Source organism: Sulfuricurvum sp. (genome assembly GCF_028681615.1).
Taxonomy (GTDB): domain Bacteria; phylum Campylobacterota; class Campylobacteria; order Campylobacterales; family Sulfurimonadaceae; genus Sulfuricurvum.
This window is the reverse complement of record NZ_JAQUHV010000004.1, coordinates 68207-82933: the sequence shown is the minus strand read 5'-3', so window position 1 is coordinate 82933 and position 14727 is coordinate 68207. Positions and strand designations below refer to the sequence as shown.

Sequence of the window (14727 nt, the reverse complement as noted above, 5' to 3'; positions counted from 1 at the left end):
TTCCGGTTATGAAACGCTATTTAACTCTTTTACGGAACGAACCACTGCTTCGTCGTCTTTCTATAATTCAGCTGATTGCCTATTTCGGTGCTTGGTTTAGCAATGTCGCGATCTATACTTTGTTGATACAAATGGATGCTAGTGCTTCTATCATTGCATTGGTAGCGGCAATACATTTTTTACCGGGGGTGTTTCAAGCGCCTTTGAGTGGAGTCATTCTCGATCGGATTCATCCTAAACGGCTCATGATCATACTTACCTTTATTGAAATCGTTTGTACCCTGTCATTGATTAGTGTTGACAATATTAGTATGTTATGGTTTTTGTATCTTTTAGTATTTATTCGCATGGGGGCATCAAGTTTCCATTTTACGGTAGAAATGTCGCTTCTTCCTAGAATTCTGGAGGGGAAATCACTTCAAATCGCAAATGAAATACATTCGATAATATGGTCACTATCTTATACGGTTGGGATGGCTTTGAGCGGATTATTTGTCTACTGGGCGGGAACTACAGCGGCTTTTGTATTGGACGCCGGATTATTTATGGTTGTATTGATATTGGTTTTATCACTTCGTATGAATATCGAGTTATCGACGAATGAGGATCACTTTGTAAAAATGATGAGGGAAACTTTTGGATACATTCGTGATAACCGTATCGTCTTGCATCTGATGATTTTGCATGCCGTAGTAGGTTTTACGGCATTTGATGCATTGGTAGCATTAGCGGCTAAGCATTTCTATGCGCAAATCATTGCAGTTTCATTAGGGATTGGGTTAATTAATGCTGCACGGGCACTGGGACTTGTAATCGGTCCGATGATACTAGGGCATTGGATTAATAATTCTAGACTGGGATGGTTGTTGCTTGCCGAAGCGTTGAGTATTGCTTTGTGGGCATTCGCGATTGAACATTTTTATTTTTCTGTTATCGCTTCGATCGGAGTCGGTTTTGTGACGACGACATTGTGGTCGTATACCTATACCCTTTTGCAGCATCATACCAATAGTGATTTCTACGGTCGTGTCATTGCGTATAACGATATGATTTTTTTAGGAGTCGGAGCATCAGTATCGCTTTTGATAGGCTCTTTAGCTCAGGTAGGAGTTTCATTAGGGACTATTACTTTGATTTTGGGAAGTGTATTTGCACTGGCGGCATTTTATTATGGATGGATTCGACGGACGTTCGTACTTAAGGAGATAGGATGAATAAAGAGATTTGGTTTGAGTCAAATGGACATAAAATTGATTTGTCTAAAGTGACTCGTTTATATCCGGCGGCATTAATTCATGCTGCCGGTGAAACAGCATCGGTTTCATTGGAATGGGCAGAATTAAAAGCAGATGCGATCGTATTGATCGCCTATGTCTTAATCTGCGATTTTGATCCGGTAGGTGAGGTGCCGATCAATAGGGTAGAACTGCGTTACGAAACAAAAGACGAGTTGTTTAGTGTTATGCATGCAATTTCACAGAAGTTACAAAACTGAATACATATATTATGAAACAACGGGTGCTTCGGCTGGCAATTCCGGCTGCATTGAAACATTTGCTCGATATTGTACAGATTCTTATCGATATGCTAATGGTGGGTGCACTGGGTGTTGCGGCACTGGCGGCTGTCGGACTGTCAATGCAGTTTCTGATGGTGATTCAGGCTTTAATGAGCGTTTATGCTATCGGGTCGAGTGCGTTGATTTCCCGATATATCGGAAGTGGACGGCGTAATCGTGCTTCGGCAGTGGTATACGTCGGGATGTGGGTAGCTTTAGCCGGATCTTTAATTGTCGGGGGGATCGGATGGATATTTTCGGCTGATTTTTTTCGCTGGATGGGCTCAAGCAGCGATGTCGTAGACCTTGGCAGCGGATATTTTGGAATTCTCTCCTTAGGGATGGGGCTTATTTTTCTCGATACCTTAGCTTATAATGCCCTTTCCGCAGCAGGGGATACCCGAACATCGTTAGCCATCAAAATTTTTTCGGCATTGCTCAACGGCGGATTGAATTATCTTTTCATTTTCGGGCATGGCGGATTCGAAGCGATGGGAGTAGAGGGAGCGGCTTATGCTACCGTATGTGCCTATGGATTTAATGTTGTGCTGTATGGATGGCTTTTGCAACGAAAAGGCGGGGTCTTGGATATCTATCCGATTTTTACTTTGGGAGATTTCAAAAAAATGATTGTTATCGGCACTCCGGCAGCGGTAGAACGCGTTGTCGGGGTAACATCCTTTTTACTCTTTGTCATGATGATTGCTTCACAGGGTACCGAGGCGTTGGCAGGGTATCAGATCGGACTTCGGATAGAGGCTTTAGCATTCATGCCGGGTTTTGGTTTTTCGGTAGCCGCTATGGTACTGGCAGGGCAATACATCGGTGCGCGGCAATATGATTATGCGTATGCATCCGGAGTTCTCAGCACCAAAATAGCAATGGTTTTTATGGGGAGTGTGGGGATTGTCCTGCTCATTGTTCCGGAACTTATGATCCAGTTTTTTACCAACGATCCGGAAACAATGGATCAAGCGGCACTCTATCTGCGGCTTGTGGGGATCTCACAAATACCGCTTGCAATGACATTTGTTCTAAGCGGTGCATTGCGAGGTGCCGGTGCGACCAAGATGAGTATGCAGATTTCGATAGGTTCGTTATGGCTTTTTCGTATTATTCCATCTTATTTAGTCCTAAAATCGGGAGGCGGAATTTTGGGAGTTTATATTGCTATGACAATTGAAACATTCATTAAAGGATGGTGGTTTTGGAAAGTTTATCAGCAGAAAAAGTGGCTAAACCATAAGGTTTAACCGTTTTTTTCTGCTGCGAGCAATTCAGCATATTGCTGTTCGACGATTTTAAGACGATTACGATCCGGCATCTTGCGTGAAGCTATGTAGCCGATAATATTTCCCTCTTCATCGAGTTTTGGAACGATATGTACAACAACCCAGTAAAACTTTCCGTCTTTGCGAAGATTTTTAACGTATCCTTCCCATATTTTACCGCTTTGGATAATTTTCCACATCCCTTCGAAGCCTGCTTTTGGCATATCTGGATGGCGTAGTAGACTGTGTGGCTGTCCGACTGCTTCTTGGGCTGTATAACCAGTCATTTCCGTAAACTTACGGTTGACATAGGTAATAATGCCTTTAGTATCGGTTTCGGAAATCAAACTTCGTCCGTCAAATAAAACTTCTTCGTTTACCGGGGTAGGTCGTTTCATAATGGATGTCCTAAACTTAGATTAGAATATAAGCTTGCGATTATAACTCGATTATTACAAAAATAAAAGTTAAATTTTTATTTTGTTTTTTTTATTATAGATATAATAACTCCCAGAAATTAAAATCGACGTGGTGATGGTATGATTAAAGAACCTCAGGCTGCACTGTTTATCAGTTATAATGCCGATGGATATTCAATCGGTTTAGTAATGTTTGAACCCTTTGGATTAAAAGGATGGATGTCTGAAATTGCAGCGGAACCTTCCCATCCATACGGTGCAATTGATAAAGTATTGCATTTGCTGTTTGTTACGAACAGCCGTCGTCTTATCATTGGGGCATCTTCAAAACAGTTATTTGAAGAAATTGCAAGTAATTTTGCCATGTTTGAAGCTATTTATGATGATAGAGCCTATGATATTGAAAGCCAAAATTCCCTGTTTAAAAAAGTATTTAACGTACACTCTCTCCTTACGCCTATAGAACATCTGAACCTCGAAATAAGGCCGCTTTGCGCTCAGGCATTGGCATTGCTGGCCCATCATCTAAAGGATACGGATACAACCGCATATGCACATCCTATTTTTCTGGAAACAACAGAACTGATGGAATTGGGTAATAATGCACTCGAACAACTCGAAATGACGGCAATCGATTTTAGAGTACCGAGTATTACTAAACTTTTATTGACCATGTCGACTCCTATGGGACAGCGTTTAGGCCGTCTTCGTCTTTTTTTGCCAATCCAAAATTCTCGCGAGCTTAATCGCCGTTTGGATTGGATTGAAGCAGTTAACCCCCATGCATCATGGTTAAAAGAACGGTTAGAAAAAATGGGGGATATTGAGCTTTTATGGTGGCAACTTCAAAGTCGTTGTGAGAGTAATATAGAGTCTTTTCTATTGTCATTAAGTATAGTGATTGAAATCCAGTCCTATTGTGTAAAACATAAACTGATACATCTGCTTCCTTCGGAAACACTTTTAGATGGATGGGATGTCGAGCTTAAAAATCATTTCGGTGACCGTCAATGGGTAGAGTCTCAAATTTTTCTTATGCGTAACACGATTGATTGGATCGCTCAAATCGATGTGGCTGTTGTTTCAGCCTTGAGTGCTCAAAAGTATGCGCTTGTACGCCCGACGATCATCGAATCATCAAAAGAAAATTTTTTACAGATCAGCGGATTACGCCATTTGTTGGTAGAAGCACAGGGGATAGCGTATGTTCCCAATGATATTGTCATGGGGGATCGCGATCATCTCGATTTGCCGTATCCGGATACGGTCATGCTGGATTCAAAAGTACACGACGGTGCCAATATTCGCGGGGTATTGCTGTATGGGATCAATTCCAGCGGGAAGTCATCTCTCATGAAAAGTATCGGAATTGCCGTAGCACTGGCACAAGCCGGTTTTTATGTCCCCGCAAAAGCGATGAAATTTTCACTTTTTGACGGGGTCTATACCCGTATACAATCGCGTGACAATGTTGCAAAATCGCTCTCAACCTTTGGAGTAGAGATGTTGGAACTCAATACTGTCTTTAGCCGTGCAACGTCCCGCTCCCTTATTTTAGGGGATGAGATCAGTCACGGGACGGAAACGCTCTCTGCCGTTGCTATTGTTGCAAGTACGATTATGGAACTCTCACAAAAAGGCTCTCTTTTTCTAATGACTACCCATTTACATCAGCTTTCCATGATTAGTGAGCTTAGCCGTTTGCGTGAAGTGGTCAATTTGCATTTGAGTGTTCATTACAATCAGGAGAATGATCGTTTGATTTATGACCGGATACTTAAACCTGGGCGCGGGAGCAGCGTGTATGGTTTAGAGTTTGCCGAGTCGCTTCATATGAACTCCCATTTTTTACAAAACGCCAAGCGATTACGAGAAACTTTGGCAAAAGAGTATGATGTTTTAGAATTGGGCAATCAAAAAGAGTATATCAAACGATATCGTGAAGTGGTTGCATGTGAATGTGTTATCTGCGGAGCATTGGTGAGAAATCCTCAAAAAAATAATGCTGTCAAAGAACATCATCATCTTATAGCATTATGTGAAACCCATTCTCGTCAAATTCTGCAAGGCAAAATCAAACTGATGGGCTTTATAATGACACCTCAAGGTTTACGATTGGAATATGAGACGCAATTAAAAGAGGATTTAAGTTGAACGTTATTGAATTATTTAAACAACTTTTGGAATCACAGAGTGTTACTCCTGAAGATGGAGGTATTTTCGATTTTTTATCAGACTATTTGAGTGACTTCAAAGTGATTCGCATCGATAAAGAAGGAGTTAAAAACTTTTTTGCTTATCGTACTTTCGGGGAAGGAAAGCATTTGTGTTTTGCAGGACATGTTGATGTTGTTCCTGCTGGAGACGGCTGGAATACCGACCCGTTTATCGCAACCGAAAAAGATGGCTATATTTATGCCCGCGGCGCCCAAGATATGAAAAGCGGTGTTGCAGCGTTTACACAAGCTTTGAGCGAGGTTGAAAATTTTAATGGAACACTTTCGATTTTACTGACTTCTGATGAGGAAGGTCCGGCAAAATTCGGAACGGTTGAGGTATTAAAATATCTAAAGGAGCACCATTTGCTCCCGGATGCCGTCGTTGTCGCAGAGCCGACCTGTGAGGTCACTTTCGGGGATGCGATCAAAGTTGGGCGACGGGGATCGATTAACGGGATTATTGAAATAATCGGGAAACAAGGTCATGCCGCCTATCCGGAAAAAGCGATCAATCCGGTTCACAAAATTGCACCGGTACTTTCAAAAATTGCGGGTGCCTTTTTGGATAATGGGGATGAATATTTTGCCCCAAGTCAGATCGTTATTACGGATATCCGTGCGGGAATCGAGACGACGAACGTTTCTCCGGGGAAACTTAAGATGATGTTTAATGTCCGTAACTCCACTCGTACGGACAAAGGATCGATTGAGTCGTTTATCGCGGAGCATTTGGAAGGGCTGGACTATACTCTCCGACTCGATCAGTCGGCTGAGCCGTTTGTAACGGATGCGGATACTGAAATAGTCCGTGCCCTTTCGGATGCAATAGAGTCTGTATGCGAGTTGACGCCTAAAAATTCTACGGCCGGTGGGACATCAGATGCCCGCTTTGTCGCTGCATACGGAATAGACGTAATTGAATTCGGTGTTATTAATGATACGATCCATGCTCCGAATGAGCGTACATCCATTGATGAAGTGAAAAATCTTTATACTGTTTTTACAAAGTTGATTGATAATTTTAGGTAAAATTTCGTTTTAGAAAAAAAGGCCGAGAAATGAAAAAAATAGTACTAGCAGTATTACTGATGGCTAATCTCTTTGCAGCAGAAATTGCTTGGAATGATACTTACGAGCAAGCACAAGCAAAAGCGAAAAAAGAGTCCAAGCCTTTATTGGTTCTCATAACGAGCGAACAGTGCCGATGGTGCCGTAAATTTGAGGCAACGACCCTTCAAGATGAAGATGTTGTTTCAAAATTGAATTCAAAATTTGTAGCCGTACATGTAACCCGTGATAAAAGTGTTTATCCGAAAAATTTGACTGCAAAAATGGTACCGATGAATTACTTTTTAGACAATAACGGAAAAGTGATTTATTCTATGCCGGGATATTGGCCGGTAGAGGATTATCAGTCAATTCTTGATGATGCTTTGGTAAAATACAAAAAATAATTGATCAATACTCAAAGGAAACTATAATGACATCTGTTCATACTCCAAACGCTCCAGCAGCTATCGGACCCTATTCGCAAGCGATAATTGCTAACGGAATGGTTTTTACTTCCGGTCAAATCGCACTTACCCCGGCAGGAGAGATGCTCAGCGGTGATGTCAGCGCACAATGTGTTCAAGTGATCTCAAACCTCAAAGCGGTTTTGGAAGCGGCAGGAAGTTCATTAGATAAAGTGGTTAAAACAACTATTTTTCTCGATAGTATGGATGACTTTGCAGCTGTGAATACAATCTATGGCGAAGCATTCGGAAATCATAAGCCTGCACGCTCTACGGTTGCTGTTAAAACGTTACCGAAAAATGCACTTGTTGAGATCGATGCGATCGCTTTAATTTAAGCTTAAATAAACGTTGGCTATAATTCGCCACTTTTTGTAGACTTGTAAGTAAGGAACGCTAATGTACGCAATTATCAAAAACGGCGGAAAACAGTATAAAGTTCAAGAGGGTGATATCCTTTTGTTCGATAAAATGGGACTAGATCCTAAAGCCACCGTCGAAATCAAAGAAGTTCTTGCCGTTAATAACGGTGAACTTAAAACCGGTACTCCATTTGTAGAGGGTGCTGTTGTTACTGCTGAGGTTATCAATGAAGGTCGTGACCGTAAAGTCGTGATCTACAAAAAACGTCGCCGTAAAGACAGTAAATTGAAACGTGGTTTCAGAAGAGATCACACACGCGTTCGTATCGTTAAGATCGCTGCGTAATTCATTTAAAGAATAGTAGGAGAATAGCATGGCTCATAAGAAAGGTCAGGGTAGTACACAGAATAACCGCGATTCAGCGGGACGTAGACTCGGTGTCAAAAAATACGGTGGTGAATTCGTAAGAGCAGGTAACATCGTTATCCGCCAACGCGGAACAAAAGTTCACCCGGGTAAAAATATGGGTATGGGTAAAGACCACACATTGTATGCGTTGGTTGACGGTGTCGTTGCATTTGAACGCAAAGACAAAAAACGCAAACAAGTTTCTATCATCCCTGCCGCTTAATTTTCTCAAAGATTCACATCGGGCTTTCGCCCGATTTTGATACAATTTCCAAAATTATCTTTTTAATTGTGTACTTTAATGACGAAGTATAGTGTTAAGCAAATAATAATTGTCTCATCCGAGGCAAATGTTCAAAATAACTTTAAGGACATCCATGTTTAGTGATAGTGTAGAAATTACCGTCTCATCCGGAAAAGGGGGAGCAGGGTGTGTTGCTTTCAGACGGGAAAAATACGTCCTTCAAGGTGGTCCAAACGGCGGTGACGGCGGTAAAGGGGGCGATGTATATTTTAGAGTTGATAACAATACACACACCCTCGCCCATTTCCAAGGGAACAAAAATCTAAAAGCCGACAAAGGACAGCCGGGTTCCGGCTCGAACATGGCAGGTAAAGCGGGTAAACGACTTGTTGTTGTCGTTCCACCCGGAACGCAGGTTGTTGATGTCGAAACAGGCGAAGTTTTATTGGATCTTCTTGAAGACGGTAAAGAGGTTCTCTTTTTAGAAGGAGGACGCGGTGGACTTGGAAATGTCCATTTTAAATCTTCAACTAACCAAAAACCGATGTATGCACAGCCGGGTGAACCGGCTGTTACACGGGTTGTCCGGCTTGATCTTAAATTGATCGCTGATGTCGGGCTTGTCGGTTTTCCGAATGTCGGTAAGTCAACCTTGATCTCTACAGTTTCAAATGCCCGTCCGGAAGTGGCAAATTATGAATTTACTACATTGACTCCGAAACTCGGACAAATCAATATCGGTGAGTTCGATTCGTATATTATGGCAGATATTCCCGGTATCATCGGTGGAGCATCAGAGGGGAAAGGGCTTGGTCTTAAATTCCTACGACATATTGAACGTACGAAAACATTGTTGTTTATGATTGATTTGGCATCGTACCATGAGTTAGAATATCAGTACGAAACGCTAAAGCAAGAACTCGAAAAATTCTCACCCTTATTGGCAGAACGTAATTTTGCAATTGCATTGACCCGTGCCGATGCGATGAGCCCCGAAGAGGCGATTGAAAAAACCAATGCCTTTTTGAAATTGGTTAATCTGGCTCCGGTAACCAAAAGTCGTTTTGCTTTTAGTGAAGAGTATCCGGTTTATGAACAAGAAGATTTTGATAAAGCGTTTTATGATCGTACAAAACCGGCATTTATCGCTCCGATCTCTTCGGCGATCAATCTCAATATCAAACCTTTAACGTATGCACTTTATCAAATGGTCGTAACGGAGCGCAAATGAAGCGGATCGTCGTTAAAGTCGGAAGTGCTGTTTTAAGCGAACAGAACCGTATTGCAAAAGACCGCATGCAAAATCTGGTCGATTTTATTGCCGAGCTCAAAAAGAGCTATGAAGTGATCCTTGTCTCTTCCGGTGCAGTCGCTGCAGGGTATACAGAACTCAAACTTGATAAAAAAATTTTAGCGAACAAGCAAGCCCTTGCTTCTATCGGTCAGCCGATATTGATGAACAAATATCGAAAGATGTTTGAACACCATAATATTCTCCCTTCCCAAGTATTGGTAACAGCAGCCAACTTTAATACGGATGAGCAGTCTCAAAAAGCTAAAGATACGATTGAAACGCTCCTTAAACATAATGTAATTCCTATTATTAATGAAAACGATGCAACTGCAACAGAAGAACTTGTTTTAGGTGATAATGATCAGCTATCTGCATATGCCGCTTATCATTTTGGGGCGGATTTATTGGTTATATTATCAGATATCGACGCCTATTACGACAAAGATCCTCGTACGTATGAGGATGCAATGGTAAGAACACGAATAGAAAGCATTACTCCTGAAGAACTTTTAATGGAAGTTACTCCTAATCACAATTTTGCAACAGGCGGCATTGTTACTAAACTCAAAGCAGCTGATTTTCTTCTCAAACGCGGCGGTGCAATGTTTTTAGCAAGCGGATTTGATCTTAGCGATGCACGCAGTTTTTTGATAGCCGGCGAACATCTTGGCGGCAGTTTGTTTAAAGCCCAAGAGGAACTTTAATTGACCCGTATTATTTTTATGGGAACACCCGAATATGCGGGAACCATTTTAGAGGCTCTGATCCAGGCAGATGATATTGAGATTGTAGCCGTCTATACTCAGCCGGATAAACCGGTGGGCCGTAAAGGAATTTTGACACCGCCTATAGTCAAAGTGTTGGCGGAAAAGGCAAATCTTCGTGTCATTCAGCCGAATCGATTACGAGACGAAGCGGTAGTCAAGGAACTCTTGACGATTCCTTGCGATATGATTATTGTCGCGGCTTACGGACAGATTTTGCCGAAAGCGATTTTAGATCATGCCCCTTGTGTCAATTTACACGCTTCCATTCTCCCTCAATACCGAGGTGCCAGTCCGATTCAGCAAAGTTTATTGAACAACGACCCAATAAGCGGTGTAACAGCGATGTGGATGGATGAAGGACTTGATACGGGAGATATTATCAAGATTGAAACCGTTAGCATCGGTGCGGATGAGATGGTGGAATCGCTGTATAAACGTTTGACCGATACTGCAGTGGATTTGACTCTTGATGTAATCCGCAACTGGAATCGAAAAAGTGCGGTAAAGCAAAATGATGACGACGCGACGCATTGCAAGAAGATTCTTAAATCTGACGGTTTGATCGATTTTTCCGATGCACGCGAAATCTATAACCGCTATCGTGCATTCACGCCGTGGCCGGGTATATTTATCGATTCAGGGTTAAAAATCAAAGCAATGAAACTCGAAGAGGAACTCAGCAGCGGTACGGCTGGAATGATACTTTCTATGGATAAAGAGAGTATCGTCGTTCAATGCGGCAAAGGTTCATTGCGCATTATTAAAGTTCAAGCTCCTTCAAAACAAGAGACCTCAGTCGTTGATTATCTCAACGGAAAACGGATAGGGTGTGGAAATCCATTGGTTTGAGTCGCTTGAATCGACTCAAAGCTTTCTTTTGGAAGAACTTAAAGCTGCACGATTATCTGCCCCGGTATGTGTAGGTGCATCATCGCAAACAATAGGGAAAGGTTCTCGAGGCAATAGTTGGATCAGTGCCACAGGAAACCTTTTTATATCTGTAGCCCTGCCTCGTGCATCCCTTCCTACAGATTTGAGATTGGAGTCTTCATCAATTTATATGGCTTTTTTGATGAAAGAACTTTTGCACTCGTTTGGTTCAAAGGTATGGCTTAAATGGCCCAATGATTTTTATTTGGGAAATAAAAAAATCGGTGGAGTGATCACCAATTTGATTGGGGATACACTTGTATGCGGCATTGGTATTAATCTGATGGAAGCCCCAGAAGATTTTGGAAAAATAGATATTGCGATCAGTGCATATGATTTAACAAAAGCTTATAGTGAGTTGTTTATAAATTTACCATCGTGGAAGCAGATTTTTAGTAATTACCAGATAGAATTTGAAAACAGTAGAGATTTTTTTACCCACAACAATAATGAAAAAGTTGCATTGGAACGGGCCGTTTTATTAGAAGACGGATCGTTAGAATGTGATGGCCAAAGGATATTTAGTTTACGATGAGTGAAGTTATTGTTATTGCCAATCAAAAAGGGGGAGTGGGTAAAACCACGACCGCCGTTAACTTAGCCGCATCCCTAGCCGTTGCTGAAAAAAGAGTATTACTGATCGATGCCGATCCGCAAGCAAACGCAACGACCTCATTAGGGTATCATCGCAACAATTATGAGTTTAATATCTATCATGTACTTATCGGTGCAAAAAAACTTCGTGAAATTATTTTAAAGACGGCATTGCCGAAACTGTTCATCGCCCCTTCGAATATCGGTTTGGTCGGAGTTGAAAAAGAATATTATGATGCGGACAATGCAAAAGGGCGTGAACTGATTTTGAAACGTGCCATTGCTCAAGTCAAAGACGAATACGATTATGTTATTATCGATTCACCACCGGCACTTGGGCCAATGACAATCAATGCACTTTCGGCATCGAACTCCGTCATTATTCCAATCCAATGTGAGTTTTTTGCACTTGAAGGATTGGCGCAGCTTTTGAACACCGTTAAATTGGTTCGTAAGACGATTAATCCAAAGCTGACTATTAAAGGTTTTTTACCGACAATGTACAGTGCTCAAAATAACCTTTCCCGTCAGGTCTTTGCCGATCTACGACAGCATTTTCAGGCTAAGCTTTTTAAATCGGGCGGAAGTGATGAATTTATCGTTATTCCACGAAATGTCAAACTAGCTGAATCCCCGAGTTTTGGAAAGCCGGCAATTTTGTATGATGTCAAATCGAGCGGATCTATGGCGTACCAAGATTTGGCACATGCCATTATCGCCTAAAGGAAAAATATGGCGAAAGCATCAGCATTGGGAAGAGGGCTAGGCGCACTTCTAAGTGAAATCGAAGAAGCATATGATAATGAACTTCCAAAAAGAGGCGGAGTAGAAGAGATTTCTTTAAGTAAAATACGTCCAAATCCTTATCAACCTCGTAAACATTTTGATCCTGAATCTTTGGCAGAGCTTGCCGAATCAATTAAAACACACGGATTGTTGCAGCCTATCGTTATCAAAGAAGATTTAGACGGTTTTATCTTGATAGCTGGTGAACGCCGTTTGCGTGCGAGTAAGCTTGCCAAAAATAAAACGATTAAAGCAATTGTTGTTAATGTCAGTGATGAACAGATGCGTCAGCAGGCATTGATTGAAAATATCCAACGTGATGAACTGAATGCTATTGATTTGGCACAAGCGTATCAAGAATTGATCGATATACATGAGTTAACCCACGAGCAGCTTTCCCAAACCGTGCACAAAAGCCGTACTCAAATAACGAATACCTTACGTCTATTGCAGTTGAGTGAAAAAGGACGTAAAGCATTAGTAGAGGGAAAAATTACTGCCGGACATGCAAAAGTCATTATTGGTTTGGAACCAAACGAGCAAACGATGATGATCGATTCCATTATCGGTCAAAAATTGAGTGTTCGGGATGTGGAAAGTATGGTAAAAAAAATTAAACTCCCTTCTCCAACTTCACAAGATTCACATACTGCTGAAGGGCTGAATTTTACTTCAGTAAAAAAACATTTACAGATGCTTGGTTATAAATGTAGCACAAAAGGTTACAAAATGACCATTGAATTTGAAGATAATGATCAAATTGAATCATTTTTAGACCTACTTTCTTAATATCTTTTGACGTTTAACTGTCCCTTCAATTTATAAGTTGTATAATCACGCAACTTTTAGGAGGTGGTATGTTAGATATAAGTCCGATGCTGCTTGGCAGCACACTGATTGTCTTCCTTGTCCTTATTGCCCTACTAAACAGTTTGCTTTACAAACCTCTTTTCAGCTATATGGAAAAACGGGATGCAGATATTAAAAAAGATTTGGAGCAAGTTGGTAACAACGATTCCGAAATCGCTGCATTTCATGCCAAAGCAGAAAAGATTATGAGTGATGCTAAACTGGAAGCAGCGGCATTAAGAGAAAAAGTTATTGCTGAGGCCAAAGCGCTGGCAAATAGCAAAATAGAGACAAAACGTGCTGAATTAGCACTTGAGTACACGAAGTTCGAAAGCGATTTATCGCAAGAGCGCACACAGTTGATTGCAACACTTCAAAATGAAGTTCCTGCATTCGAATCTGCTGTATCAGCAAAACTAAGTCAGATGTGAGGTATGCAATGGGTAAAATAATCGTTACAGTATTACTTCTCAGCGCATATCTATTTGGTTCAGATGCGGCTGGTGAGGGCTCTACGGATATCGTTCAGCGAACGATCAACTTCCTGATTTTTGCCGGAATTTTGTTTTACGTTTTGGCAGAGCCGCTTAAAAACTATTTTAGCGGTAGAAGTTCGGGGATTGCCGATGAGCTAGAAAAAGTTCAAGAGCGTCTTCGAGAGTCAAAACGTCTCAAAGAGGCGGCAGAACACAAAGTCGAAGAAGCGGAACGATTCGCGAGCGAATTAGCAGAGTCAAGTAAAAAAGAAAACAAAATTTTGTCTGACAAAATTTTGGCACAATGTGAGCAAGACTTAGAGGTTATTGCAAAGCAAAATAGTGCATTGATGGAACTTGATAAACGAAAAATGGTTCGTGAAGTCGTAAGTGAGCTTATGAGTGATGTTATGAATCGCAGTAATGAAGCTTTGGGTAAAGAAGCTATGACCGAAATCTTGAAAAAGAAGGTGGCATAAATGCAGTATGAACTCATTGCAAAACGTTACATCAAACCTTTAATGGAAAGCTGTGACGCGGAATCATTGGAAAATTTATCAGCATTACTCAGTAGTGTTGCCGTTGCCTATGATGATCACAAATTCATTGCTATTTTAAATAGCAGTGATGTAAATGCGAATGCTAAATGCCAATTAATTTTGGATATGGTCGCTCCTGCAAACAGTTCAATGGTAAACAACCTTGTTAAATTATTAGCAGAAAACGGTCGTTTACTCTTGATTCCTGTTCTTGCGTCAGAGTTAAAACGCTCGATTGCAAGTTCAAAACGAATGTATAAAGGGCGTATCTACAGCAATAGCGTTGTTGATCAAGCTTCAGTCGATTTGATCGCTCGTGATTTAGGTACTAAAACAGGTACTACAATCACATTAGATTACGTTGCATCAGATTTTGACGGTATCCGCGTTGAAGTTGATGATTTGAACGTTGAGATCAATTTTTCAAAAAGCCGCCTCAATGCTCAACTTGTTGAGCACATTTTAAAAGCAATTTAACCCTCGGGAAAGGAGAAAT

Annotated in this window: 19 protein-coding genes; 18 read left to right on the top strand and 1 reads right to left on the bottom strand. The window is 41.3% G+C overall.

Going from position 1 to position 14727, the window contains the following annotated elements:
* The first annotated feature begins 8 nt into the window (after positions 1-8).
* The 3 genes from PHE37_RS06425 to PHE37_RS06415 are packed head-to-tail and all read left to right on the top strand — an operon-like array spanning position 9 to position 2811.
* Positions 9-1214 carry an MFS transporter gene (locus PHE37_RS06425; protein ID WP_299993276.1) on the top strand — a complete coding sequence of 402 codons (1206 nt, stop codon included), beginning with the start codon at positions 9-11 and terminating at the stop codon, positions 1212-1214.
* Positions 1211-1495 carry a hypothetical protein gene (locus PHE37_RS06420; protein WP_299993275.1) on the top strand — a complete coding sequence of 95 codons (285 nt, stop codon included), beginning with the start codon at positions 1211-1213 and terminating at the stop codon, positions 1493-1495. The genes PHE37_RS06425 and PHE37_RS06420 overlap by 4 nt, the downstream gene beginning before the upstream one ends.
* 11 nt (positions 1496-1506) lie before the next feature.
* Positions 1507-2811, top strand: coding sequence for an MATE family efflux transporter (locus PHE37_RS06415; RefSeq protein ID WP_299993274.1), 1305 nt, complete (start codon positions 1507-1509; stop codon positions 2809-2811).
* Here PHE37_RS06415 and PHE37_RS06410 read toward each other — a convergent pair.
* Positions 2808-3227, bottom strand: a complete 420-nt coding sequence (locus PHE37_RS06410) for a PAS domain-containing protein (RefSeq protein ID WP_299993273.1) — start codon at positions 3225-3227, stop codon at positions 2808-2810. The two genes, PHE37_RS06415 and PHE37_RS06410, sit on opposite strands and share 4 nt — an antisense overlap.
* Before the next feature lie 141 nt (positions 3228-3368).
* On the opposite strand from PHE37_RS06410, the gene PHE37_RS06405 reads away from it, so the two are divergent.
* The 15 genes from PHE37_RS06405 (at position 3369) to PHE37_RS06335 (ending at position 14708) form a co-directional block, all read left to right on the top strand.
* The gene (locus tag PHE37_RS06405) at positions 3369-5402 is read left to right on the top strand and encodes a hypothetical protein (protein ID WP_299993272.1); all 2034 of its coding nucleotides are present in this window, start codon (positions 3369-3371) and stop codon (positions 5400-5402) included.
* Entirely contained in the window at positions 5399-6496 is a 1098-nt protein-coding gene (gene dapE / locus PHE37_RS06400; RefSeq protein ID WP_299993271.1) for a succinyl-diaminopimelate desuccinylase, read from the top strand. Before PHE37_RS06405 ends, dapE begins: the two co-directional genes overlap by 4 nt.
* A 29-nt stretch (positions 6497-6525) precedes the next feature.
* Positions 6526-6921 carry a DUF255 domain-containing protein gene (locus PHE37_RS06395; protein WP_299993270.1) on the top strand — a complete coding sequence of 132 codons (396 nt, stop codon included), beginning with the start codon at positions 6526-6528 and terminating at the stop codon, positions 6919-6921.
* Positions 6922-6947: 26 nt separating this feature from the next.
* Entirely contained in the window at positions 6948-7319 is a 372-nt protein-coding gene (locus PHE37_RS06390) for a RidA family protein (RefSeq protein ID WP_299993269.1), read from the top strand.
* A 61-nt stretch (positions 7320-7380) separates the two neighbouring features.
* Positions 7381-7689, top strand: coding sequence for a 50S ribosomal protein L21 (gene rplU / locus PHE37_RS06385; protein ID WP_300008329.1), 309 nt, complete (start codon positions 7381-7383; stop codon positions 7687-7689).
* 28 nt (positions 7690-7717) lie between these two features.
* The gene (gene rpmA / locus PHE37_RS06380) at positions 7718-7975 is read left to right on the top strand and encodes a 50S ribosomal protein L27 (RefSeq protein ID WP_015654103.1); all 258 of its coding nucleotides are present in this window, start codon (positions 7718-7720) and stop codon (positions 7973-7975) included.
* A gap of 154 nt (positions 7976-8129) precedes the next feature.
* The gene (obgE, locus tag PHE37_RS06375) at positions 8130-9227 is read left to right on the top strand and encodes a GTPase ObgE (protein WP_299997510.1); all 1098 of its coding nucleotides are present in this window, start codon (positions 8130-8132) and stop codon (positions 9225-9227) included.
* The gene (gene proB / locus PHE37_RS06370) at positions 9224-9994 is read left to right on the top strand and encodes a glutamate 5-kinase (RefSeq protein ID WP_299997507.1); all 771 of its coding nucleotides are present in this window, start codon (positions 9224-9226) and stop codon (positions 9992-9994) included. Before obgE ends, proB begins: the two co-directional genes overlap by 4 nt.
* Positions 9995-10906, top strand: a complete 912-nt coding sequence (gene fmt, locus PHE37_RS06365) for a methionyl-tRNA formyltransferase (protein ID WP_299997504.1) — start codon at positions 9995-9997, stop codon at positions 10904-10906. It begins immediately after the preceding gene.
* A complete protein-coding gene (locus PHE37_RS06360) occupies positions 10887-11522 on the top strand; it encodes a biotin--[acetyl-CoA-carboxylase] ligase (protein WP_299997503.1) in 636 nt (211 codons plus the stop codon). Before fmt ends, PHE37_RS06360 begins: the two co-directional genes overlap by 20 nt.
* Positions 11519-12304 (top strand): AAA family ATPase, encoded by a 786-nt coding sequence (locus PHE37_RS06355; RefSeq protein ID WP_299997501.1) that lies wholly within the window; start codon positions 11519-11521, stop codon positions 12302-12304. The genes PHE37_RS06360 and PHE37_RS06355 overlap by 4 nt, the downstream gene beginning before the upstream one ends.
* A gap of 9 nt (positions 12305-12313) precedes the next feature.
* Positions 12314-13156, top strand: coding sequence for a ParB/RepB/Spo0J family partition protein (locus PHE37_RS06350; protein ID WP_299997499.1), 843 nt, complete (start codon positions 12314-12316; stop codon positions 13154-13156).
* Positions 13157-13224: 68 nt separating this feature from the next.
* The gene (locus PHE37_RS06345) at positions 13225-13647 is read left to right on the top strand and encodes a F0F1 ATP synthase subunit B' (protein WP_300008326.1); all 423 of its coding nucleotides are present in this window, start codon (positions 13225-13227) and stop codon (positions 13645-13647) included.
* Between the two features lie 8 nt (positions 13648-13655).
* Positions 13656-14171 carry a F0F1 ATP synthase subunit B gene (locus PHE37_RS06340; RefSeq protein WP_299997496.1) on the top strand — a complete coding sequence of 172 codons (516 nt, stop codon included), beginning with the start codon at positions 13656-13658 and terminating at the stop codon, positions 14169-14171.
* Positions 14172-14708 (top strand): F0F1 ATP synthase subunit delta, encoded by a 537-nt coding sequence (locus tag PHE37_RS06335; RefSeq protein WP_299997494.1) that lies wholly within the window; start codon positions 14172-14174, stop codon positions 14706-14708.
* Positions 14709-14727 lie beyond the last annotated feature (19 nt).

Excerpts from the sequence above, each read along its gene's own strand:
- PHE37_RS06425 (WP_299993276.1), top strand. The coding sequence starts at position 9 with ATGAAACGCTATTTAACTCTTTTACGGAACGAACCACTGCTTCGTCGT.
- PHE37_RS06420 (WP_299993275.1), top strand. The coding sequence starts at position 1,211 with ATGAATAAAGAGATTTGGTTTGAGTCAAATGGACATAAAATTGATTTG.
- PHE37_RS06415 (WP_299993274.1), top strand. The coding sequence starts at position 1,507 with ATGAAACAACGGGTGCTTCGGCTGGCAATTCCGGCTGCATTGAAACAT.
- PHE37_RS06410 (WP_299993273.1), bottom strand. The coding sequence starts at position 3,227 with ATGAAACGACCTACCCCGGTAAACGAAGAAGTTTTATTTGACGGACGA.
- PHE37_RS06405 (WP_299993272.1), top strand. The coding sequence starts at position 3,369 with ATGATTAAAGAACCTCAGGCTGCACTGTTTATCAGTTATAATGCCGAT.
- PHE37_RS06395 (WP_299993270.1), top strand. The coding sequence starts at position 6,526 with ATGAAAAAAATAGTACTAGCAGTATTACTGATGGCTAATCTCTTTGCA.
- PHE37_RS06390 (WP_299993269.1), top strand. The coding sequence starts at position 6,948 with ATGACATCTGTTCATACTCCAAACGCTCCAGCAGCTATCGGACCCTAT.
- rplU (WP_300008329.1), top strand. The coding sequence starts at position 7,381 with ATGTACGCAATTATCAAAAACGGCGGAAAACAGTATAAAGTTCAAGAG.
- rpmA (WP_015654103.1), top strand. The coding sequence starts at position 7,718 with ATGGCTCATAAGAAAGGTCAGGGTAGTACACAGAATAACCGCGATTCA.
- obgE (WP_299997510.1), top strand. The coding sequence starts at position 8,130 with ATGTTTAGTGATAGTGTAGAAATTACCGTCTCATCCGGAAAAGGGGGA.
- proB (WP_299997507.1), top strand. The coding sequence starts at position 9,224 with ATGAAGCGGATCGTCGTTAAAGTCGGAAGTGCTGTTTTAAGCGAACAG.
- PHE37_RS06355 (WP_299997501.1), top strand. The coding sequence starts at position 11,519 with ATGAGTGAAGTTATTGTTATTGCCAATCAAAAAGGGGGAGTGGGTAAA.
- PHE37_RS06350 (WP_299997499.1), top strand. The coding sequence starts at position 12,314 with ATGGCGAAAGCATCAGCATTGGGAAGAGGGCTAGGCGCACTTCTAAGT.
- PHE37_RS06345 (WP_300008326.1), top strand. The coding sequence starts at position 13,225 with ATGTTAGATATAAGTCCGATGCTGCTTGGCAGCACACTGATTGTCTTC.
- PHE37_RS06340 (WP_299997496.1), top strand. The coding sequence starts at position 13,656 with ATGGGTAAAATAATCGTTACAGTATTACTTCTCAGCGCATATCTATTT.
- PHE37_RS06335 (WP_299997494.1), top strand. The coding sequence starts at position 14,172 with ATGCAGTATGAACTCATTGCAAAACGTTACATCAAACCTTTAATGGAA.